22 protein-coding genes and 2 pseudogenes are annotated in these 20,519 nt (G+C 43.2%); 5 read left to right on the top strand and 19 right to left on the bottom strand.

Annotated features, from left to right (window positions below):
• Window positions 1-70: 70 nt before the first annotated feature.
• From BZK42_RS23940 to BZK42_RS23890, 11 genes are all read right to left on the bottom strand, one after another.
• On the bottom strand, window positions 71-652 hold the full coding sequence (locus tag BZK42_RS23940) for a fimbrial protein (protein WP_158083384.1): 582 nt from the start codon (window positions 650-652) through the stop codon (window positions 71-73).
• Window positions 645-1,202: a fimbrial protein gene (locus tag BZK42_RS23935; protein WP_080860555.1), complete on the bottom strand. Its 558-nt coding sequence runs from the start codon at window positions 1,200-1,202 to the stop codon at window positions 645-647. Before BZK42_RS23935 ends, BZK42_RS23940 begins: the two co-directional genes overlap by 8 nt.
• Before the next feature lie 11 nt (window positions 1,203-1,213).
• Window positions 1,214-1,777: a pilus-assembly fibrillin subunit gene (locus tag BZK42_RS23930; RefSeq protein WP_158083383.1), complete on the bottom strand. Its 564-nt coding sequence runs from the start codon at window positions 1,775-1,777 to the stop codon at window positions 1,214-1,216.
• 20 nt (window positions 1,778-1,797) lie between these two features.
• Entirely contained in the window at window positions 1,798-2,529 is a 732-nt protein-coding gene (locus tag BZK42_RS23925) for a fimbrial biogenesis chaperone (RefSeq protein ID WP_080860553.1), read from the bottom strand.
• A 91-nt stretch (window positions 2,530-2,620) separates the two neighbouring features.
• On the bottom strand, window positions 2,621-5,122 hold the full coding sequence (locus BZK42_RS23920; protein ID WP_080860552.1) for a fimbria/pilus outer membrane usher protein: 2,502 nt from the start codon (window positions 5,120-5,122) through the stop codon (window positions 2,621-2,623).
• A gap of 113 nt (window positions 5,123-5,235) precedes the next feature.
• Entirely contained in the window at window positions 5,236-5,823 is a 588-nt protein-coding gene (locus BZK42_RS23915; protein WP_080860550.1) for a fimbrial protein, read from the bottom strand.
• Between the two features lie 77 nt (window positions 5,824-5,900).
• Window positions 5,901-6,443 carry a fimbrial protein gene (locus BZK42_RS23910; RefSeq protein ID WP_080860547.1) on the bottom strand — a complete coding sequence of 181 codons (543 nt, stop codon included), beginning with the start codon at window positions 6,441-6,443 and terminating at the stop codon, window positions 5,901-5,903.
• 1,259 nt (window positions 6,444-7,702) lie between these two features.
• Window positions 7,703-8,476: a YaiO family outer membrane beta-barrel protein gene (locus tag BZK42_RS23905; RefSeq protein WP_080860545.1), complete on the bottom strand. Its 774-nt coding sequence runs from the start codon at window positions 8,474-8,476 to the stop codon at window positions 7,703-7,705.
• Between the two features lies 1 nt (window position 8,477).
• The gene (locus tag BZK42_RS23900; protein ID WP_080860542.1) at window positions 8,478-9,059 is read right to left on the bottom strand and encodes an LbetaH domain-containing protein; all 582 of its coding nucleotides are present in this window, start codon (window positions 9,057-9,059) and stop codon (window positions 8,478-8,480) included.
• The gene (locus BZK42_RS23895) at window positions 9,037-10,233 is read right to left on the bottom strand and encodes a glycosyltransferase family 2 protein (protein ID WP_080860539.1); all 1,197 of its coding nucleotides are present in this window, start codon (window positions 10,231-10,233) and stop codon (window positions 9,037-9,039) included. The genes BZK42_RS23900 and BZK42_RS23895 overlap by 23 nt, the downstream gene beginning before the upstream one ends.
• A gap of 9 nt (window positions 10,234-10,242) precedes the next feature.
• Window positions 10,243-10,917, bottom strand: coding sequence for a PIG-L deacetylase family protein (locus BZK42_RS23890; protein ID WP_080860537.1), 675 nt, complete (start codon window positions 10,915-10,917; stop codon window positions 10,243-10,245).
• A gap of 347 nt (window positions 10,918-11,264) precedes the next feature.
• Here BZK42_RS23890 and BZK42_RS29775 point away from each other — a divergent pair, with 347 nt between their 5' ends.
• Both BZK42_RS29775 and BZK42_RS23885 read left to right on the top strand, forming a co-directional pair.
• Window positions 11,265-11,381 carry a hypothetical protein gene (locus BZK42_RS29775; protein ID WP_428839385.1) on the top strand — a complete coding sequence of 39 codons (117 nt, stop codon included), beginning with the start codon at window positions 11,265-11,267 and terminating at the stop codon, window positions 11,379-11,381.
• Window positions 11,382-11,555: 174 nt separating this feature from the next.
• Complete coding sequence (locus tag BZK42_RS23885; protein WP_022652310.1) at window positions 11,556-12,296, top strand: tyrosine-type recombinase/integrase; 741 nt, start codon at window positions 11,556-11,558, stop codon at window positions 12,294-12,296.
• A gap of 235 nt (window positions 12,297-12,531) precedes the next feature.
• On the opposite strand, the gene BZK42_RS23880 is transcribed toward BZK42_RS23885, so the two are convergent.
• The 7 genes and pseudogenes from BZK42_RS23880 to BZK42_RS29370 all read right to left on the bottom strand — a co-directional run.
• Window positions 12,532-13,521: a RepB family plasmid replication initiator protein gene (locus tag BZK42_RS23880; protein ID WP_143329737.1), complete on the bottom strand. Its 990-nt coding sequence runs from the start codon at window positions 13,519-13,521 to the stop codon at window positions 12,532-12,534.
• Between the two features lie 667 nt (window positions 13,522-14,188).
• Window positions 14,189-14,944, bottom strand: a complete 756-nt coding sequence (locus BZK42_RS23875) for a TraX family protein (RefSeq protein WP_143329742.1) — start codon at window positions 14,942-14,944, stop codon at window positions 14,189-14,191.
• 436 nt (window positions 14,945-15,380) lie between these two features.
• On the bottom strand, window positions 15,381-15,875 hold the full coding sequence (locus tag BZK42_RS23870) for a hypothetical protein (RefSeq protein ID WP_080860534.1): 495 nt from the start codon (window positions 15,873-15,875) through the stop codon (window positions 15,381-15,383).
• Between the two features lie 34 nt (window positions 15,876-15,909).
• Window positions 15,910-16,179: a thermonuclease family protein gene (locus BZK42_RS29770; RefSeq protein WP_428839384.1), complete on the bottom strand. Its 270-nt coding sequence runs from the start codon at window positions 16,177-16,179 to the stop codon at window positions 15,910-15,912.
• A gap of 8 nt (window positions 16,180-16,187) precedes the next feature.
• Window positions 16,188-16,367 (bottom strand): thermonuclease family protein, encoded by a 180-nt coding sequence (locus BZK42_RS29765; RefSeq protein ID WP_428839383.1) that lies wholly within the window; start codon window positions 16,365-16,367, stop codon window positions 16,188-16,190.
• A gap of 173 nt (window positions 16,368-16,540) precedes the next feature.
• Entirely contained in the window at window positions 16,541-16,732 is a 192-nt protein-coding gene (locus tag BZK42_RS29375) for a hypothetical protein (RefSeq protein WP_249025160.1), read from the bottom strand.
• A gap of 6 nt (window positions 16,733-16,738) precedes the next feature.
• A pseudogene (locus BZK42_RS29370) lies at window positions 16,739-16,903 on the bottom strand (DNA-binding protein); the annotation flags it as partial.
• Between the two features lie 86 nt (window positions 16,904-16,989).
• Between BZK42_RS29370 and BZK42_RS28980 the strand changes: the two are divergent.
• Window positions 16,990-17,130, top strand: a pseudogene (locus BZK42_RS28980) (phage integrase family protein); the annotation flags it as partial.
• 177 nt (window positions 17,131-17,307) lie between these two features.
• On the opposite strand, the gene BZK42_RS23850 reads toward BZK42_RS28980, so the two are convergent.
• The gene (locus tag BZK42_RS23850) at window positions 17,308-17,709 is read right to left on the bottom strand and encodes a GntT/GntP/DsdX family permease (protein WP_282958086.1); all 402 of its coding nucleotides are present in this window, start codon (window positions 17,707-17,709) and stop codon (window positions 17,308-17,310) included.
• A gap of 222 nt (window positions 17,710-17,931) precedes the next feature.
• Here BZK42_RS23850 and sopA point away from each other — a divergent pair, with 222 nt between their 5' ends.
• Window positions 17,932-19,098, top strand: a complete 1,167-nt coding sequence (gene sopA, locus BZK42_RS23845; protein ID WP_080860532.1) for a plasmid-partitioning protein SopA — start codon at window positions 17,932-17,934, stop codon at window positions 19,096-19,098.
• On the top strand, window positions 19,098-20,066 hold the full coding sequence (locus tag BZK42_RS23840) for a ParB/RepB/Spo0J family plasmid partition protein (RefSeq protein ID WP_080860531.1): 969 nt from the start codon (window positions 19,098-19,100) through the stop codon (window positions 20,064-20,066). The genes sopA and BZK42_RS23840 overlap by 1 nt, the downstream gene beginning before the upstream one ends.
• The last annotated feature ends 453 nt before the right edge of the window (window positions 20,067-20,519 follow it).

Raw genomic sequence — 20,519 nt, 5'->3', positions numbered from 1 at the left:
CTCTGGTTTAGGCAGTGTTTAATAGTGGTTTTATATAACACTACATAACAAAGTAATAAAACAAATCTAATTAGACATAGTAAATATTCATGATGGCAGTTGCACTAAATGTACCAGCAGTAAGTGCATCGTTCCCATACTTATAAGGTGCAGCAGTAAAGGTAAAATAACTTCTTTCAGTATTTATTTGAGATAACCCTTTTTTTATTTCATCCTTATCTACATTGACTTTCAAAGGAAAACGATTGTCAACAGAATCTCCCTGGTACAGGGCAATCCCTAAAGATGAGGCGTTTACCCCTGTAGTCTTTAATATATTATCACCTTGCACACCGGAACTTGATGTAAAACTTATATAGGGCACTCCCGAATTATTCACACACAGAACTTCAACTGTTTTTGTCTGACTGAATTTCTTACCATCAACTTCTTGAATTGATACCTTTCCAAAATCAATATTAACGCTCGCGTCGTTGTTTATTTTGCACGGCTCATTATAAATTTCCCCTGTTATTTTTATTTGAACATCTTCAGCCATTGCACTGCCTATAGTTAATGGAAAAAATGTAATTAGAATCTGAATTCCATTTTTCACTTTCATTTTCATTAAAAATATTTTTCTATTTATATTGATAGCATTAATGTTATTCATACGTAAGCTCAAACTTGACCAGGGATTCGTACTCTCCCGGTTGTACACTTTTATTCGAAATGGCATCTGGCGTTGCTTGGGTAAATGCAAAAAAATAAAAATTCATACTACCATCTGTTAAAGGCGTACCATTAGAATGATTATGGCTCTCACCTAATTTAAGTGGAGTTTTCCCATCCGTATCAAGTAACCCTATAGCCAGTTTTCCTTCATTTCCTGAACCAGTGACACTAAGAAAATAATCACTCCTTTCCTTCATTTGAGACTCCTTATTACCGGAAAATCTAAACTTTACTATTTTCCATGAAGAGTTCGCATCACAGTCACGCAAACGAATACTAAATTTCTGAGGAGGCGTATTGCCTGGGCTTATATGAAAAATTTTTACAGGATATTTCAAAAAATGAACTGTTTGATTATCACTACCAGTGTCAATCTTACAAGGGTAGTCTGTTAAATCACCCTTGAATGAGATGTCTACTGCTTTTGCTGAAAAAACAACACTACCAATCAAATGCAAAACAGCAATTCCAAAGAGCAATTTTTTCATATTCCTCCTTTTTATTCATATCCCAGTAGTAGGTGCAATAATGAGTTACTCGCAAGTGGTGCCATATGCGTGTGGTCTGATCTATGCTGGCTGATTAGAGCTTTCCGTTGATTTTTGTTCATGTAATATATGAGGTGGTTTCGCCCATTCTCCAGTGCAACTCTTCCATTACTGAGCATCTTTTGCTCTGCTGGCTGCCCTCCCTTTCGCTTGTATAAAAGGGCACTTTGCGTAGCTATAGTCTTATCATGACTTGCCTGCATTTTTGCATCACCGTCACCACACCCTACAAGCTTTAGCTTAAACACGTACCGTTCAAGCATTCCCTGGGGTTGCATGTCCTTATGCAAATCAATTTCATTTGTTTCCAAGGTACAGGGAGAAGACAACAACGCGCCACTGACTATCAGTATGCCGGTGCGACCATTCCTTTCATTCACCCATTGATGACGCGTCTCGTTCACATGCAAAAATTCTTCTTGCTTCACCCACTCATCTGCATATACAATATTATTGTCAATATAGCATGCCATTAGAACTGACAAAAAAACTCTGACCGCGATCAGCTTCATCATTCCGCTCCGGGCTATTGCCATTACTTTTTCACCGCCGTACAACGATCCCCACTGCAGCTAAATTGTAAGACTGGGCGCCCACCGTAATCGTTTATGAAGCTTAGATACGGTGTAGTGTAGCTACCTGATTTAACTGTTTTTGAAGACTTAGGAGCCAGCATCACCGGTTCAAACTCTCCTTCTTCTGCCTGTTTTTTGCTGCCCCCCAGACCTATTACTGTTACATAGTATGGTGTTGGATTATCAATTGTGTAACCACCACTGGTTTTATTGAGTACTAACTGATCCTGCCATACAGCATTAGGTTTCGCTCTAATAGAATCAGGTCGATAAAAAAGTTTTATCTTCGTTTGTAGTGCTATTTGTAAAACATTCGCTTTGTCACTCTTAGGCGGAATCTCGCGAAGATTGAAATAGAAAATAGACTCTCTATCCTGAGGGAGCTTATTTATTTCCGGGGTGCTGGAAAGGCGTACCATACTTTTTTCGCCAGGTTCAAGGCGTTGTACTGGTGGTGTAACGACAATCGGTCCTGTTGTGATTTTTTCTTGCTTTTCATTTTCTATCCATGCTTGAGCAAGGTATGGTAATTGATTGTTGTCATTGGAAATATTAAGAGTCATTGTTTTTTCCCCACCGTCAAAAACGGCTCGGGTACGGTCAAGGGAAACGGCTGCATTAACAATAGGTGCTACAGCCAAACATGCTGTAGTTATCAATATATTCTTAAATACAGGTCTTACTTTCAACATATTAAATCTCTCTCATTTTATGGTCTAATAAACCGCACATAAATAATCGTATGGAGAAAATATCTCCATACTCCGAGTGAATAACGGAATTCTATACCTTTCTACATGGCAACAGTAATTGTTGGTCCGGATTTAGCTTCTCCGTAATATCTACGACGCACTGTATTTTACCCCCCCAACTCACATTCAATCTTTCTCCTGGGGTTACCCCACTTAACCATGAAAGTCCACTGTCTGCGACTATTCCCAGTTCACGACCTTTAGCATTCATCACGCTTGCACCAAAGGGTGGATAACTGCTATCAGCCATACGCAACACGGCAAACAAGCGATTCCCCTTTAGAACTTCAAATTTACGATATCCTATTGCCCCCTCGGTCAGGACTGATTCCACCACAGAACGACGAGCCTCGATATCTGCTGGTAACTTCTTCATATCAACTGAGGTAGTATTACGATAATAACTGCTCACATTTGTCACAACACCAACACCCCAATCGTTGGTCAAAACTCGACCACCATCGACGGGAACTCCTCCAACACCGTCAGTATCGACAAGTAAGCGGGTGCTACCATTCATACCTCCCGCATGCAAGGCTGCCCCCTGTGTTGTAATCGTTGCACCACCTGAAGCACTCACCCCAAATGAGGTATAACCGTTCTGCACTGTTGAAAAATTAGCTGCAATATTAGCCAGTGGGCTATTATGGCTAAAGAACCCACTCATCTGTGTTTGAGAAGGTAAGCTGTTACCATTGCTTATACCTGCGTTCAACGAGTAGCTACTTAACCCACCATCCAGGGTACCGCTGTACCCTAAGGTGTTAGTGTAACGGTCGTTACTCATACTGCTGCCATAATTAAATGTTGTGCTTCCCCAAGGAATGGACAACCGTAGAAATACCGAATCGTTGTCGTAGTTCTGGTATTTCGAACGGGAGGCGGACAGTCCCAAAGAAACATTTTTTAATCCTGCAGCATCGAAATATCTGTTTATTGACACCATATAATAATCAGACATTTTCTGATCCCAGTATGTCTGATGGCTGTACTGCAGGTTAACGGATGTATTTGAGTCTACGAAGTTCTTATTAAACGTAACGGTATACATCTCCTTTTCACGTCTCGTGAAATCATTACGATAACGGGCGTCAAGGTATTGTTCCATGGTCATATAGTTACGCTCAGAGAAACGATACCCTGCAAATGTGATATCTGAATTTATATCATCAAAACGTTTTGAATAACTTAAACGCCAAGACTTACCTTGTTTTGTTTCATCCTCCAGTCGAGCCACGGATTGGGTAACATCCGTAGATAGAGTACCAAATTCATTAAGATCACGACCGAGACCAACAGCTAGGGAGTTATAATCTTCCGAAAAAATGCTGCCGCCATAGAGAGACCATTTATTACCGATTCCCCATGATGCTTCGCCGGATATAAAAACAGGGCCTTCCATAGTGTGTTCATAATTACGCGAACGCCCTGATACAAGTTTATAGCGAATTTGACCTGGTCGGGTAAGATAGGGCACATACGCCGTATCTACCTGAAATGTTTGCTTTCGACCATCCTGCTCAATAACTTCTACATCAAGGCGTCCACGAACAGAACTATCCAAATCTTGGATCGAAAATGGTCCAGCCGGGACAGTTGAATCATAAATAATTCGATTCTGTTGCGAGATCACAACACGGGCATTCGTATTGGCAACCCCCGTAATCTGTGGTGCATAGCCACGTAGTTTTGGCGGTAACATGCGATCATCGCTTTCCAGACTGGCACCGATATATCGCCAAGGACTGAAGATATCTGAATTAATGTAATTTTCACCCAGCGTCAAGTTAGCACGCCAGCGTGGGAGTGCACGGTACATGTAAAATCGAGTCCAGGTGAACTGACTCTCCGTCCCTCCTGCATTACCGGTAGTATGGTTAAGATTACCCTGGTAATCCCCGCGTAAACGCCATGCCCCAGCGTTGATGCCTGTTGTTCCGTAATAACTGAGTGACTGAGATTGCCCCCCTTGGTGTGGCTTGTTTACTGTCCCGTTAATGTTATAGTCAAACAACAATCCAGGAATACCATCATCCCATTGTGATGGCGGTAACCAAGACGCATCAGTGTACTCCAGCCACGCCTGTGGCATGTTAATGTGAAGCATACCTTGTGCCGTATTTGGGCGAATTTCGACCCCCAGCAAAAGGCTCAAATCAGCACACTGTTCATTGTTCCAGTAGGTAACTTTCTCCTGAGATTCTTCAGTTAACCCCATTCTGTTAACCATTTCAGGCGTCAAGCATGGTTGAGGTAATGACTGCTCTGCGTCTTTTCCTTGTGTTGGACGCTCCAGAAATGTTACAGAAAACGCTGTGGGTGAAACGCCTCGCCCATTTACGATTAATTCCATTTGATACTGCCCGGGCATAATATATCCAACTTGCGAGAACCGAGAAATATCAATATTTTTTCTGTCTACCGCATCCAAAACATCAGTATTAAAGTCTACAGCGTAAGTCGGCACACTCGATAGTGAAAACATCAACGCACAGGTAATGTTATTAACGGTAAAATAATTATTCTTCGCCATTATCAATCATCACTTTTAACACGAATCAGAGTAATTCCGACAAACGAAAGCCATACTCCTCCAACACCGAGGAAATAAAACATGGATATGCTAAATGAAATACAATTAAGCCATTATTCGTAATCGACCTTAAACCGCAATACGGAATAATAACTCCCTGGTTTTAGTGGATATTCGTTACGGACAAGTCGTAAGGTATAATCAAATTCATCCTCATTCCCATTCAATAATAACGGGGGCATTACCTTTCCAGATTTAGCCGGATAACCTTGCTTGTCCAGTATTTGTAAGCTTACGCCCTGAGCACTTCCTAGTAATAAGAATTTATCGGGAGTTTCACCATGCCCCCCCTCAAAAGTTACACGCACACGACTAGCCGTATAAACTCGCTTTCCAGTACCTGCCAGTTCGCAATTACGTAACCTCAGGCGAAAATTTTTTTCCACTCCAAGACTACTGTTCTGTAAATCCCGTACAGGCGTTTCTCCCATTTCGATTACCTGATACGTATCCTCCATCGCTAACGTACAGGCAGGCATAATGACCTGACCTTTAAAATTTGCACGACCATGCCACCACACATGCTCTTCTCCCCAATATTCTGGTAATGTCATCCCCGATGGAGGGAAAGGTAATGAGGAGGTAGCATGCAATACTGAACTCCAGAATATCGTTACAATAAAAGCAAAGCGCCAGTTCATTTTGATATTCCATTTCTAATAAAAGCAGAACTATAAATAGCTCTGCTTTTTATTATATAAGAAGCGATCGCTAATTATTATTGGTAGGTCAGGTTAAAGTTAGCAACGGCGGAGAAATCACCTTCACTCAGTGTACCACCGGTAGCTTTTTTGACCCAAGTACTATAGCGCAGAGTGGTATCACCTTCCTTAAGATTGCTGGGATCACCGGCAGTTCCGTCAAATTTAACCAACTTGCCACCTGCCTCAGACACAACAATGGCTGTACCAGTGTTACCAGAAGTACCTAATTCATCTTTCTGAGCACCTACAGTCGTACCAGTGAACGCAACTTGCACGGTTTTAAAAGCTCCTGGGTTACCACCCGGCGCACCCGGCTTGGCCAGAGTGCAGTTAACAAGTTTAATATCCAGATCTTTCTTGACCGAAATACCATTGGCCTCCAGATGTGCTTTAGAAATCTGACCAAAATCAATAGTTTGATCTGCTGATTCAGATGCAATGCCGCATGGAGCATCAATTACAGTGCCTTTGAAGTTAACAACACCCTGACCGTTAGCTTGGGCACCAAAAGAAAACATCGCCATAGCTACAACACCAGCTACTAAACTTTTCTTCATAAAATAAAACCTCAATCCATCTTTTTTAACTAACACATAACATAAAACGCATAAAGCTAAGGTACGGCAGAAATAAAACCAATAACTCTGCGCCCTTCACATTATTATTTAACTGATTATAGGTAACAATACTTATACTTGATATAGTTATAATTATATCGTTAAATGCCTTTTGTAAAAAGAACCCAGAGCTAATAACCAACAAACCAAAACTAAAAAGTTACTTTTATATCATCTTTTTTGTCAAATCCTTATGAAGCATTACCAGCTATATAAAAGATAGTTTTCCGTTATCCAAACAGAACAATATAAATAAATTCAAATCATTTGTTCATAACTCTAACGGCTTTGTTGAATAAATGCTCAAGTTTTTCTCTCTTCGGGAGAAGATACACCATGAAGTTGCTGATAAAATAGAAATTGTCACATATATCCTATGTAACGGATTCTGAGATAAGAATTCCTCGCTGTCTTATCTCAATAAAATGTGACAGGACAGATAATTCTCATCACCTCAAAATGCAAGCTGTAATTTACAACACAAGTAATAAATCCTAAATAGAAGCATCTGGAGGTACGGACTCCTGTTATTACCAGACCTGAAAAACTCCTTGGTCATAAAATCTTCTGCTCAATTGTTCACGAAAACTCGACGAGTACCACTATCCATATAGTATATAGTTCTGAAATATTGTATGGCCTGAAATTTGAGAAATATCACATTTTGGCGAAGATATTGCTTACAACAGGAAGGTGTATATATTGCTACTGCACAGAGATTCGGTGATGTACAATGTAATAAAAGACAACAAGGTTAACAGGGGCTGAAGGAAAAGCCCCTAAGTTGTATTGAGATTATGCAGTAGAATTATAATTTCTGCATAGTCCATTGACATTATCGTAGAACTTCCAGTTTAACTCTACAACGAAAGTAATTCTGGTATACTGTACTGTTACAACACCCCATAAATTCTTGTCATAACTAAGCCAGCTACATTTGGGGATAGTACCATTTAGGACACGATTGAGCATAAATAACGAATAACTTCATCAAACCTATAAATAGAACAGACATTATGCAGAGTATAATAATGGAAAAAGTTACCAAGAGAAATAAATATCTGTAACTCAGGACAAGTTTGATATTACTTTAACTCCTTCATGATACAGTACTTTACTATTAAAATTCACATCGTAAACACCTTTTAAGTGGATTAATTAATAACGAAAGAGTCACCAGATCCCTCATAATGGAAAAGTCAGAACTTCCAAGAAAGATGGGCTGTAAGTTGTAATCCACTGTATTCACTGGTTGGTGTATCGTACCAACTTTTACCTGCCGTCAATCCCAGATTAAGATACTCTGTAAGTGGCTGGATACGTTGGAGGCTTATGTTTTTCATATTTCCGTTTAGGGTCTCAGGAGACCAGTCATAGACATAAGCCCCTGTGCCACGACTCAACCATAATTGAGTATAACCATCACCACGTGAGTCTTTCAGACGAAGGGAGACCATATTATTATAACTGCCTCCCGTATGACTTGAATCATAATGAGTGTAACGATAGCTAGCTATAAATTGACCAACATAGAGGCCAATCCCTCCCTGCCATGAATTAACCTCAGCATCATCATAATATTTTGTATAACGATATCCAGTGGTGAACACTGTTTTTGGTAGCAGCCTCAGATTAATATCCTGACGAAAATCCTTTCGCGCAAAGACAGGGGTATTATCAGCAAAGGCTATACCTGTACGTGTTGTCAGCCAGTTATTCCATTTATACCATACAGCGCTTTGGCCCCTCGTCGCATTGAAACGTTCAGCTCCATAATCGCGTTGGCCCTGAGAAATATTTAAAAGCAATGTTGATCTTTCAATATTTGCGACCATTTCAGCATATGCTATATTGCGCTTGCCATGGTTACCAGAATAATCGATAAAGTCATAACCTGTAGTAATTGATGTTACTCCGGCATACGCTGGTAATGAACTAAAAATACTTACCATCAAAAAGACTTGTTTTCTCATTTTAATCACCTGTACGAATAAGCTCTTGCCGGAGAGAATAATTTCCGGAAGCTAAGTTACGTTCCACTATAATGCGTGGGCCAAGTTGAGTATCCGGAGCAATGATTCGACCCGGTAAAATAACTACCTGTACTCCAAGTCGTGAGCGCTGACCGATATAGCACCCCAGTTTATAGCACCCAGTGATTATAGTATCTTCCCTAATGCGAACAGATACTACCTGCTCATCCAAACGATGATTACTGGTACGTACCTGTGCACCTAAATAAGCATGTTCTCCAACAACCGAGTCAGCAATAAAGCATTGCGGCCCAATTGTCACTTCGGATTCAATAACCGAGTTTTTAATTTCTGTTGCAAACCCGACTTTTACACTATTGCTAATCACTGTACCTGGGCGAATGAATGAATAATTACCAATCAGACAGTTAGCACCAATCACAACAGGTCCTTGAATAACAGCCCCGTGGCAAATTCGTGTATTGGCACCAATAACAACATATCCTGCACTTTCATCGATAATGACATTATCAACAATTTGAATATTCTTCTCTTTGGTATCAATTTTCAGAAAACTTTTCACTTCTTGGGGAAGTTGATTGGGAATTAATTTCTTTCGTTTCCACCAAGGCTGAATAGCGTGTGGGCTTATCTCTTTGGGGTTCACGTCCAGTAAAAAAGGCAATAAATCCATAAATAATCCAGATAGAGTAGGCTAATAGTACATATAAAACAGAGAGTGGTGCTAATGGTACTAATAACCAACAACGATGAAACCAAGCACTAAAGGTACCAATTAGGCAAACCACACCAATCCAAATAAATGGAAATATAGCTTTTATGATTCCATATGCTCCAGCAACTTGAAACTCATTAATCCAGGTAACCAGATAAATTCCAACGCCATAAAGCACTACCATAACCATAGGAAAAATACTGAATATACCGAAGCGGCTAAATAATAGTGATTTATGCAACCTCATGCATACAGCATAACCAATAATCCAGCGCCTCCAACGGCGCCACTCATCACCTATGTTGTTGCACTCTTGCGGATATACAACACAGCGATTAACCTGACGTACACAATAGCCATTGGCAACGAGCGTCCAGGTGAGATCTAGATCCTCTACTTTTGTCCGATCAGAGAAGCCAAACTTACGCAAAACATCCGTTCGGAACATGCCGCATGCACCACTTATAATAAATGGAGCTCCTCCAAGAATCTGCTGTAATGTTCGCTTCATGACAATCATTGGTAACTTAACAGTGGCTCTGATATGGGGTAGAAAACCCGCACCTTTTAATGCCGTAGAAGGAACACCACCTACAGCATCTGCGCCGCGCTCAATTTCTGCCAGCATATACCCTATACCATTGCTATCAGGCGGAACGTAAGTATCTGCATCACTAAAAAAAACCTGCTCGCAAGTAACATAATTAAGACCATTCATCAACGCCCCACCTTTACCTGTATTTTTTTGTGTAATAGCAATAAAACGCTCCCCCCATTTTTGCTTTACGGTTTTCATTACTTCTGCGGTATTATCAGTGGAGCCATCATTTACACAAATCACCTTGCTAAAATAAGGATTTCGCAAAAGATTTTCTAATGTTCGCTCTAAACAAGGTCCTTCGTTATAAGCAGGGATAACAGCATCAACACATCCTTTTTTTTGACTTGGTTTTTGTCTTAATGTACTAAGAAACCATAACAATATTGCTACAGCCATTGATAAAAAAACGATAGTTTTCATTAAGAATACTCATAAGATCATTTTGTGAACAACAAAACCTTCCCCATAATTACTATTAATTTGTTGTCCACGAAATTGCGCGACAGCACGTAGACGTTCAGAACGCATATAATCACGTTTGCTCTGACTTTTATGTTTACTTAGGGCTTTAAGTTTTAAATTGAAATCATCTTCTCCTACTAACTCAAAAACTTGGGGCATAAATGACATCCATGTGCTTGGTGTTTCATAGCCGAGAATTTGTGGAATCGAGCGGCAAGCAACCATCGAAGCCTGATAAACCGCTGCGTGATCCTGATGACGATCAGCATTGTGCATAGTATATACTCGCCTAATTTCAACTTCCGATGGAATTTCATGATGAATGATGTTTTCCAGCGCACGAATCATTCCATTGAGTTCCAAATGGGCACGAGTATCAGTAAAATCAAGATGAATGGTTTGCTGGCAACCTAAAATCTTTAATGCCTCACGTGATTCCTGATGACGATCAATAATTTTATCTGCGCCTGATTTGCCGGGAGTCATTACTACAGCAGTAATGTAAACGCCATTCTTCGCAAGACGAGCAAGGGACGCACCACACCCCAGTTCGATATCATCAGGATGTGCACCAATGGCAAGAATACCTTTTCTTTTTTTGATTGATTGAGGAAGTAACACAGACTTTAACACCTTATCCAAGTAGCCTTACATCTTATAGATATTTATTGATGAGAGCAGAATGCCATAGTCACTAAACAGTAAAAAGATATAACTCCAGAATACGTTTCAATTATAATAGGGGTAGTCACTCCATAATCGATAACAAAGTATCAATTTTAAAATCAAAAATTTGAGAAGCTCTACATGACATACACTAAATATAATAAAAATAATTTGTGATATTTCATGTGAAAAATGCACTATTTAAGAGTAAATTTAAGGTATCGACTATCCGGATAATTTACTAAAAGCATTGAGTAACTACAGCGCTCTACGTGAAGACTGACAAGATTCCTATGGGATCCTCTCCAGAATTAACGTAGCGCATCCTTTCCTTCTTTGCTCCCTTCCCTTTTTTGGTTCAATCCTGTTTGTCCTGGCATTACCCCATTTCTCCCAAAAACCGTAAAACAGCCCTCAGGCCGCGTCATGACTGGCTTTAACGTGGATCTATGTTGAAAAAGGATCCTTTACGCATTTGGCTTTACCCGCAATAATGCGGGATAAGACAATAAAAGGATCCGCGCGCTGCGATTTATTGTCATGGCAGGATCGGCCGGTCAGGTGCAAAATACCTGTATCCATAGACAGTGCGTGCGCTACGTGAAAAATAACTGATGAACAACGTCATTCCCCTGCAGAATTCACCAGAACGCGTTTCGTTGTTGCCGATCGCCCCGGGCGTTGATTTTGCGACCGCCGTGGCATTACGACGCATGGCTACCTCCACCGGCGCCACCCCGGCCTACCTGCTGGCGCCGGAAGTCAGTGCCCTCCTCTGGTATATGCCCGACCAGCGGCATCACATGCTGTTTGCCACCATGTGGAACACTGGCATCCGTATCGGAGAAGCCCGAACGCTGACCCCGGAGTCATTTGATCTCGACGGGCTGCGACCCTTTGTGCGGGTGCTGTCTGAAAAAGTGCGTGCGCGACGCGGACGCCCGCCGAAAGATGAGGTCCGTCTGGTACCACTGACCGATATAAGCTATGTCAGGCAGATGGCGAGCTGGATGGTCACGACCCGCCCCCGCCGGCGCGAACCGCTGTGGGCCGTCACCGATGAAACCATGCGTAACTGGTTGAAGCAGGCCGTGAAGCGGGCCGAAGCTGACGGGGTCCATTTTTCAATTCCGGTGACCCCCCATACTTTCCGGCACAGCTATATCATGCACATGCTCTATCATCGCCAGCCCCGGAAGGTTATTCAGGCACTGGCCGGTCACAAGGATCCGCGCTCCATGGAGGTTTATACCCGGGTGTTCGCGCTGGATATGGCGGCCACACTGGCCGTGCCGTTCACCGGTGACGGGCATGATGCCGCGCAAATCCTCCGGACACTTCCCCCTCTTACGTGACAACGTCACTCACCACAGTTTATATAAGCTGTGGTGAGTAAATCGTCCCGAAGATAAGCTGTAGTGAGTGAAATAAACTGTAGCAAGCAACATAAGCTATAGTGAGCAGATGCAGGTTTATGGTGGGCACGACAGGCCCGCAGGACTCGGAAGTAACAGGCATGTCATTCTGACTGAGATTGTGGATCAGGAAGGATATGCTTCCGGTATGGGTTTCTCTCATCACAGCTTATGTTCAGCGGGATTTGAAGAGTTTTTCCAGGTCATCAAGCGTAATGCCCAGCTTCTCGAGGAGTTTCAGTTTCTCAGCCATCTCCGGACTGACATCACCCGGAGTGGCAGGCAGCTGCGGGTTCTCCGCACTCTCATCATGAGGAGGCTTTAACTTGGGCCGGCGGTAGTGAATGCAGAAGAGTTTTGTACGTCCCCGCTGGATTTCAGTGTAATCCAGATAGCCAATCTCCCGGAGCTGCTCCATGGCACGCCTCACCGTCTGGTTCTGTGAGAATACAGGGGATTTCAGGTTCAGACGGGCCCGCAGACGCGCCAGTGATATCGGCGCCGGATCCCGCGGCAGACTCTCTATAAAAGTATAAAGGGCCTGAGCGGACTCCCGGCGCTTTAGGGCGTTGATGGCCTTGAGCTGCAGCAGGACTTTCCGGTCAAACTGGTAAAGTTCAAACAGGCGTGGATCGGCCTGCAGCTGAACGATATCTTTTTCCGTATCATAGTAAGCAGACTGCACCAGATGCGTGATGTACTCTTTAGTGTGCTTCTCAGTTGTGCGGGAAAACGAAATCACTGTACCCGCAATACGCTTGAGTGAAGGGCTGATACGCTCCCGAAGCTTACGTGATGACTGACTGGAGGGGATGCCGCAAAGTTTGGCAAATTCGACAAACGGCAGCTCAACTTTATCGCCGATAACTTTATGCCGGGCAAAGGAATGGATCACCCCTACCCAGGTCTTGAAGTCATTATCCATATCCAGGCGGGGGCCAGTGATCTCGACCTTATCAAACCCTTCGGCCCTGGCGAGAGACAGACGCGTCAGTTCTTCCGTCGCATCAGTACGTGAAAGTGTGTTCTTTTTGCTGTTTTTCAGTGATTTAAGCGTGGGAACAAACACCCCAAGCCGCATCAGTGCCACAGGCTGCACTGTATTAGCTGCATTTGGCGTAAGGGTAACCACTTCACCCGAGGATTTATCCACCTCTTCAAACAGCTTTTTAATGTCCAGATTGTCCTTGTCCAGAGCGCCTCCGATCGGTGGATAGTTTCAGATTAAAATCAGCCACTGTTCTCATGTTATGGCCTGTAAAGCGCCAGACAACTGGCTTCAGTTTATGCACAGCCCTGATGAATTTTCAGGAGATATACTCACTGTAGTTTATATCACTGGCTCATTACAGCATATCCGGTACATGATACAGCTTATTCTATACCAGTTACAGCTTATGATTAACCTGCTACAGCTTATGTGATCATGCTCCAGGCTCAATGCTGACGCGGCCTTCAGAGGTGTCGGGATCTTCTTTGGATCTTACAGGGATCGCTTTAAGGATCTTATTTCTGGATCGAATGACTGTATATGTGGATAACCTGCTGAGCAGCAAGGCAATTCAGATGGTTCTACAATGTTCACCTGCTGTAACTCCAGTGCGTACCTGCTTCCTTCAGCTTCTGTATTATTGCGCTTCCTCGCCGGTTCGCGGGCTTACACCCGGTCACCGGACTGCGGCGAGCACTGATGTATTCACAGCAATATTTATATACAGAAGTCTTCATACCGCTAATTTGTTACAACGACACTAACCAACTATAGCGAACAAATTCCTACTGGCTCTTTAAGGATAAGGATGGTCTGTGTACTGTTGTGGATCTTCTTTCCATCAGGCACCTGCAAGAAACGCTATAAAAAGATGCCCTATATAGGCAAAGTAAAAAAAACGAGCAGGCATAAATCGCGAGCGGTTAGCGGAGCTTACACTGGCTGCCAGTGATATCACCATCAGGGGTAAGAATACTGTCGGGAGTGTGGCAAACAAAAGGATGTCAGCTGGCTGACCAAGTATATGTGAAATATCATTCAGGCTGCAAAGTGACAGCAGGGATACGATAATACCGAGCCGGTACATCCAGTAACCCTGCCCGGAGTAAACTAATACCAGCCCTGTTGCCAGCATAATTCCGGCAAGGCCGTAACTTGCCGGTTGTAATGGCCACACCATTAAAGCAAGAAGCAGTACACCACTGATTATACCTTTTTCCCCATACTTGTACTTCAGGGCAAGCATCTGTGTAACGCCCGCGAAAACGAACAGAATGTTCAGCGCATACCACGGCTCGTGATGGCGGAAAGCCAGACTGAAGACTGGCTGAGTGATAAACGCCCACAGCCATAACCTGTTTGCTCTTTTCTGAAGACGTTCAGGTGTGCGTTGTACATTCATCGCCCAGATGAGTGTGAATAGTGGGAAGGCCATCCGTCCGAACGCATAAAGGAGAGGATCGGGATTTGTCAGAAACAGAGTGTTGACGTGATCCACAAACATGGCCAGCAGAGCGACCAGCTTCACTACATCCAGAGTTGCGGGATTCATTGCAACCGGAAACAGGGGCGCTGGATTTATCCTGTGATTCAACATAGGCAGGTTCACTTTGTAATTTTTCATGTTTACAGGTACTGTTAATCCAGTTTTGTACCCAGAGCCAGAAAGGCCGTCCAGTTTGTAATGTTGCTTTGACTTTGATTTTTTCCAGAATTTTACGAACGGCAAACTCTGATTTGTCCTGTAATATTCTCATGGCACCGTTCCTGTCCTTATTCTGTAGGCAGATATTTAATGTATGAAATTCATTCATCCTCTTCACTCCCTGAACTCACTACAATCAGCAGTAAGGGAATTATAATTTTCATGAATGTCATGTGTATTTTAATAAGCTCACATTATTAAAAATGTGTTTTCTAAAAATTATATTTAGAATTATTTATATATTAAGCATTGTTAATCACTAATAATAACTCATAGATATATGATCCTGAGTTTAATAATTTAATGTCAATTTATATATGTTGCACAGCTAACTGTTTTTACTTTGAGTATCTGCATGCTGAATACTGTATTTTTCACGCAATTCCTTAGCAACAGGTTTCCATTTTTTAGCCCACTCTTCATCAAGACGGCCCTCCGAGACAATCTTGAGAGCAATGGCATAAGGGGTACGCCCCTGCCTGTCAGACAGCCAGAGTATGTGATTATCGATTTCAGAATCCGGTAGTTCATCAATAATCGAATGGATCAGTGCTAAATCGTCAGCCGTCCAGATCTTTCCTGTACGAGGGAAAACCAGATCGGGTTCGCGGGGTTTCTTTTCTGCTTTTTCGGCCTTAGCTATTTTTTTCGCTTCTCTGGCCTCCGTCATCTGCCGAATTCGTTCTTCAAGACCTCCCAGAGTGGCAACCGTTCTTACCATGTTTTCTTTTTGTTCACTGTTTAACAAGTTATCATCACAAATAAGGGCATTGAGTGTATCAATTAAATTATCCAGTCGGGTTTGTGTCAGCTTCACTGTCATTTTTAACTCACTTATTCACTGTCGGATTTATTAATTATTTATCAACTTTATGTTGACCCCTACGCCATAACCAGGGTTCAGTTTGTGACGGGGAAGACCATAGTCCAGCACGACTTTTTTTAGCCTCATTTTCTATTTTTTCATATTCTGAAATACTAATCAGTCCTTTGAATCTGTAGGCCCATGCCATACCCTTCTGCAACTGGACAGCATTGATATCAGTTTGCCCTGACCAGACAGTTCCCAGAAGTCTGCCATATCGATCATATTCCTCGCCAGTGATACTGACATATTTTTGTGACACCAACTCACTCAGGGACTGCGTGAACGCTGTCCAAATGGGGGAGCATCAATACCAGCCAGTCTGACCCGACTGAGTGCTCCGCTGTTCTGCAAGACTTCAATGGTATCTCCATCCAGCACACGAACGACCCTCCCGGCAATATCTGCCTGGGCACAAAAAGTGACGAGTATCAGTGTGATAAAAGCCATAGACTTGTTATTTCTTGTACTGCACAAACAATCCATATTTTGTCTTCCTGTTCGGCAAGTCAGGTCGTGTTGTGATATATAACCGCAGTTAAATTATCACTTTTTTATCATCAGTCACGATTGCTGCCGTCGATCAGATATTTTGCCAGCGTCTGGCTGGCCAGCTCCAGCAGCTAAGCCTGCAGGGCGCGGTTTTCTTCCCTAACGCCCTTTAGTTCTGCCTTCGTTTCCTTCAGCTGTGCTGCTAGGTGCTCGCCGGTTGCCGTCAGGCGGGCTACCTGCTCGCGCAGCGGCAGCGCCTCATCCCGCAACTGCCGGATGCCCTGCTGCAGGCGGCCAGATTCTGCCTGCACTTCACGCAGCACCGCCAGCTAGCTTTCCAGTTCGGCCACTTTCGCCAGCTCCGCGTTGCGCTCCAGGTCGGCCTGTTGCAGCTCTGGTGGTAACTGGAAGGTTTCTTCCCGGGCCTGTTCGCGCTGCCGGGCGCGGAACGCGCGCATCGCCGGAGAAATAGTGGCCAGGGAGCCACCGCCGAGGTGGTCGCGTACCTAGACGTTAGTCGGCTTCGGGGGGCCGGCCGCGATGAGTGCTGCTGCGGCGTCCTCGATGCGACGGACCATTTCGGGGGCTCATGGGATATAAATTGATAAGCTCGACAGAAGTCTACACGAAGGTATTTGCACTCGATGTGGTTGCATGGCACAGGGTACAGTTCCAGATGCCAGAGACTGATGCGGTGGCCATGTTGAAAGCCAATGTATGAAATCTGTCATTCATGACTTGATGAAAAGATCTGTCCGGGGCTTTGACATCCTCCACGGCCTTGAAGGACGAGGTTTTGCGGCGCACCTGGTAAAGAACAGCAGACACCCCGGAAGGTGTCTGTTGTGTTCTGTGCTTCTTGCTTTATTTCAGTATCACGACAGGAGTAGTTTCCGCATCAGATATGTAATAATGAATCGTAACTGTCTATTCTTGTTAAGAAAAATACCGCGTTTATAATCAGCAACGTGACTGAGCCTAATGCCCATAATATGGTTGAGGTTATGCTCCAGACCCGGGTCTGTTCCTGTACTTCGGTAACCCTCAGAGAACGGTTTACAACCCTGAAGTAGGCATCGTTAAAGTAGGAGAACATGAAAGAGCCAATCGTACAGCCCAGACCGGCAATGATTGGGTCAACGCCCAGTATACCGATCATCGGAGCGGTAATGCTGGCCGCGGTACCGGACCCCTGGATAAGGCGGATAAGCGTGGACAGGAGTAAAGGCAACAGTACACCGGGAACGCCAATTTTAACGATATAACCTGCAATCATATTGGCGGCACCGGAATCCCTCAGAACCTCACCGATATGCTGAAAAGTGGCTTTCTGTAATTGCAGGTCTGACGTTTAGCTAATGGGAAAACTCTATTGTGAGTTTTCCTTGCCGTGCTGTAGTAAAGTGATTGGTTTGTGAACAACTTTGCAGTTTTGTCTTTGCTTTGCATTTTTTTGGTTGCTTTGCACAAAATTTCAAGATTTAATTAATTAATGCAAAGTTGATCACGAAGGATATTTGAAATGGGACTTATGGATACGCTTAATCAGTGCATAGCAGCTGGTCATGAGATGACAAAGGCAATAGCTATCGCACAATTCAACGATGACAGCCCTGAAGCCAGAAAAATTACACGTCGCTGGAGAATTGGCGAGGCTGCTGATTTAGTTGGTGTATCATCTCAGGCTATCAGGGATGCCGAAAAAGCAAGTCGCCTCCCCCATCCTGATATGGAGACCCGAGGCCGAGTTGAGCAGCGAGTTGGTTATACCATTGAGCAAATTAACCACATGCGAGATGTTTTTGGTACTCGTTTACGTCGCCCTGATGATTCTTTTCCCCCTGTGGTTGGTGTCGCAGCTCATAAAGGTGGAGTATATAAAACATCAGTTTCCGTACATCTTGCACAAGATCTTGCACTGAAAGGTTTACGTGTATTGTTGGTAGAAGGCAATGATCCTCAGGGTACAGCCTCTATGTATCATGGATGGGTACCAGATCTTCATATCCATGCTGAAGACACGTTACTCCCCTTCTATCTTGGCGAAAAAGATGATGCCAGCTATGCCATAAAACCAACATGCTGGCCTGGCCTTGATATCATTCCTTCCTGTCTGGCTTTACATCGAATAGAAACGGAGTTAATGGGGAAATTTGATGATGGTAAGCTTCCAACAGATCCACATCTGATGCTTCGTCTAGCTATAGAAACAGTTGCTCATGATTATGATGTTATTGTTATAGATAGTGCTCCTAACTTGGGTATTGGTACTATTAATGTTGTCTGCGCTGCAGATGTTTTAATCGTTCCCACACCGGCTGAGTTATTTGATTATACTTCAGCCCTTCAGTTCTTCGATATGCTTCGTGATTTGCTTAAAAATGTAGATCTAAAAGGTTTTGAGCCAGATTTCAGAATTCTTTTGACTAAGTACAGTAATAATAATGGCTCACAATCTCCTTGGATGGAAGAACAGATAAGAGATGCTTGGGGCAGTATGGTACTAAAAAATGTTGTCAGAGAAACCGATGAAGTCGGTAAAGGACAAATCCGGATGAGGACGGTTTTTGAACAAGCTATTGATCAGCGTTCTTCTACTGGGGCATGGAGAAATGCGCTTTCAATTTGGGAACCTGTTTGTAATGAAATTTTTGATCGCCTAATTAAGCCTCGTTGGGAGATTAAATAATGAAACGTGCGCCTATCATTCCAAAAAATGTAGTAAGTCCAACTACTCCGGTTGAAACTGATGTTTCAACTACTTCGGCCGCTCCTATGGTGGATTCTTTAATTGCTCGAGTCGGCGCCATGGCCAGAGGAAATTCAATTACACTTCCCGTTTGTGGACGAGATGTCAAATTCATACTTGAGTCTATACCAGGGGATACTGTTGAAAGTGCTTCCTATATTTGGTCGGGTAATGAACGAGATCAGGAGCTACTGACCGAGGACTCCCTAGATGATTTGATACCCTCTTTCCTTTTAACAGGTCAACAAAATCCAGCTTTTGGACGTCGGGTTGATGGACTTATAGAAGTCGCTGATGGAAGTCGCCGGCGTAAAGCAGCGATATTGACTTCCTGTGATTACAGGGTTTTGGTGGGGGATCTTGATGACGATCAGATGGAGGCTTTGTCCCGTCTTGGCAATGATTATCGTCCAACAAGTGCGTATGAGCGTGGTAAGCGTTATGCGTATCGGCTAGAACATGAGTTTGGCGGCAACATCTCATCGTTATCTGATGCTGAGAATATATCTCGTAAAATTATTACTCGTTGCATAAATACAGCTCGATTGCCTAAAACTGTTGTTGCCCTTTTCAGTCATCCAGGGGAGTTATCTGCACGAGCTGGCGATTTGTTATTTAAATCATTTACTGGTAAAGAAAAACAATTATTACAACAGACTGAATTATTACATGACCAGAAAAAATCTGGAGTTATGTTCGAATCTGATGAAGTTATATCCTTGCTAACTGAGGTCCTAAAGGAAACTTCTTCAGACAAAAGAGTACAAAGCTCTCGGCATCAGTTTGCTCCAGGAGCGTCGGCTTTGTATAAGGGGGATAAAATTGTTGTTAACCTAGATAGGTCTCGCATATCTGCAGATTGTATTGAGAAAATTGAAAGTATTCTTAGAGACTTAGAAAAACAATAGACTCAGGCAAAAGTCTTCTTCTTTATTAAATGCACCCTGCAATATCAACTTTTTCTTTCCTTATGTTGACCATTTTTAGTCTGGATGACTTATTTCATCCAGACTATTTTTCTACTGAAAAGTTAATTCTGAAAGATTTGTTTCTATAATTATTTATTAACATTATGCATAATCTTGCTAATGTTCTAAGCACTTCTGTCGTAGTCAGATGGTTATCTGGGACCATGATCCCACCCGGTCCTGCCACTGTCTGATAGCTATCTGGGACCGTGGTCTCACCCGGTCCTGCCACTGTCTGATGGTTATCTGGGACCATGGTCCCACCAGGTCCTGTCACTGTCTGATAGCTATCTGGGACCGTGGTCCCACCCGGTCCTGCCACTGTCTGATGGTTATCTGGGACCATGGTCCCATCCGGTCCTGCCACTGTCTGATAGCTATCTGGGACCGTGG

The organism is Citrobacter braakii (assembly GCF_002075345.1).
In the GTDB taxonomy this organism is placed as follows: Bacteria; Pseudomonadota; Gammaproteobacteria; order Enterobacterales; family Enterobacteriaceae; genus Citrobacter; species Citrobacter braakii.
Note: the sequence above shows the minus strand (reverse complement) of the source record. Positions and strands in the feature narration are given on the sequence as shown.

What these genes read in the sequence shown, in the direction of transcription:
- BZK42_RS23940 (WP_158083384.1), bottom strand. Translation starts at nt 652, where the DNA reads ATGAATAACATTAATGCTATCAATATAAATAGAAAAATATTTTTAATG.
- BZK42_RS23935 (WP_080860555.1), bottom strand. Translation starts at nt 1,202, where the DNA reads ATGAAAAAATTGCTCTTTGGAATTGCTGTTTTGCATTTGATTGGTAGT.
- BZK42_RS23930 (WP_158083383.1), bottom strand. Translation starts at nt 1,777, where the DNA reads ATGATGAAGCTGATCGCGGTCAGAGTTTTTTTGTCAGTTCTAATGGCA.
- BZK42_RS23925 (WP_080860553.1), bottom strand. Translation starts at nt 2,529, where the DNA reads ATGTTGAAAGTAAGACCTGTATTTAAGAATATATTGATAACTACAGCA.
- BZK42_RS23920 (WP_080860552.1), bottom strand. Translation starts at nt 5,122, where the DNA reads ATGGCGAAGAATAATTATTTTACCGTTAATAACATTACCTGTGCGTTG.
- BZK42_RS23915 (WP_080860550.1), bottom strand. Translation starts at nt 5,823, where the DNA reads ATGAACTGGCGCTTTGCTTTTATTGTAACGATATTCTGGAGTTCAGTA.
- BZK42_RS23910 (WP_080860547.1), bottom strand. Translation starts at nt 6,443, where the DNA reads ATGAAGAAAAGTTTAGTAGCTGGTGTTGTAGCTATGGCGATGTTTTCT.
- BZK42_RS23905 (WP_080860545.1), bottom strand. Translation starts at nt 8,476, where the DNA reads ATGAGAAAACAAGTCTTTTTGATGGTAAGTATTTTTAGTTCATTACCA.
- BZK42_RS23895 (WP_080860539.1), bottom strand. Translation starts at nt 10,233, where the DNA reads ATGAAAACTATCGTTTTTTTATCAATGGCTGTAGCAATATTGTTATGG.
- BZK42_RS23885 (WP_022652310.1), top strand. Translation starts at nt 11,556, where the DNA reads ATGAACAACGTCATTCCCCTGCAGAATTCACCAGAACGCGTTTCGTTG.
- BZK42_RS23875 (WP_143329742.1), bottom strand. Translation starts at nt 14,944, where the DNA reads ATGTTGAATCACAGGATAAATCCAGCGCCCCTGTTTCCGGTTGCAATG.
- BZK42_RS23870 (WP_080860534.1), bottom strand. Translation starts at nt 15,875, where the DNA reads ATGACAGTGAAGCTGACACAAACCCGACTGGATAATTTAATTGATACA.
- BZK42_RS29765 (WP_428839383.1), bottom strand. Translation starts at nt 16,367, where the DNA reads ATGGCTTTTATCACACTGATACTCGTCACTTTTTGTGCCCAGGCAGAT.
- sopA (WP_080860532.1), top strand. Translation starts at nt 17,932, where the DNA reads ATGGGACTTATGGATACGCTTAATCAGTGCATAGCAGCTGGTCATGAG.
- BZK42_RS23840 (WP_080860531.1), top strand. Translation starts at nt 19,098, where the DNA reads ATGAAACGTGCGCCTATCATTCCAAAAAATGTAGTAAGTCCAACTACT.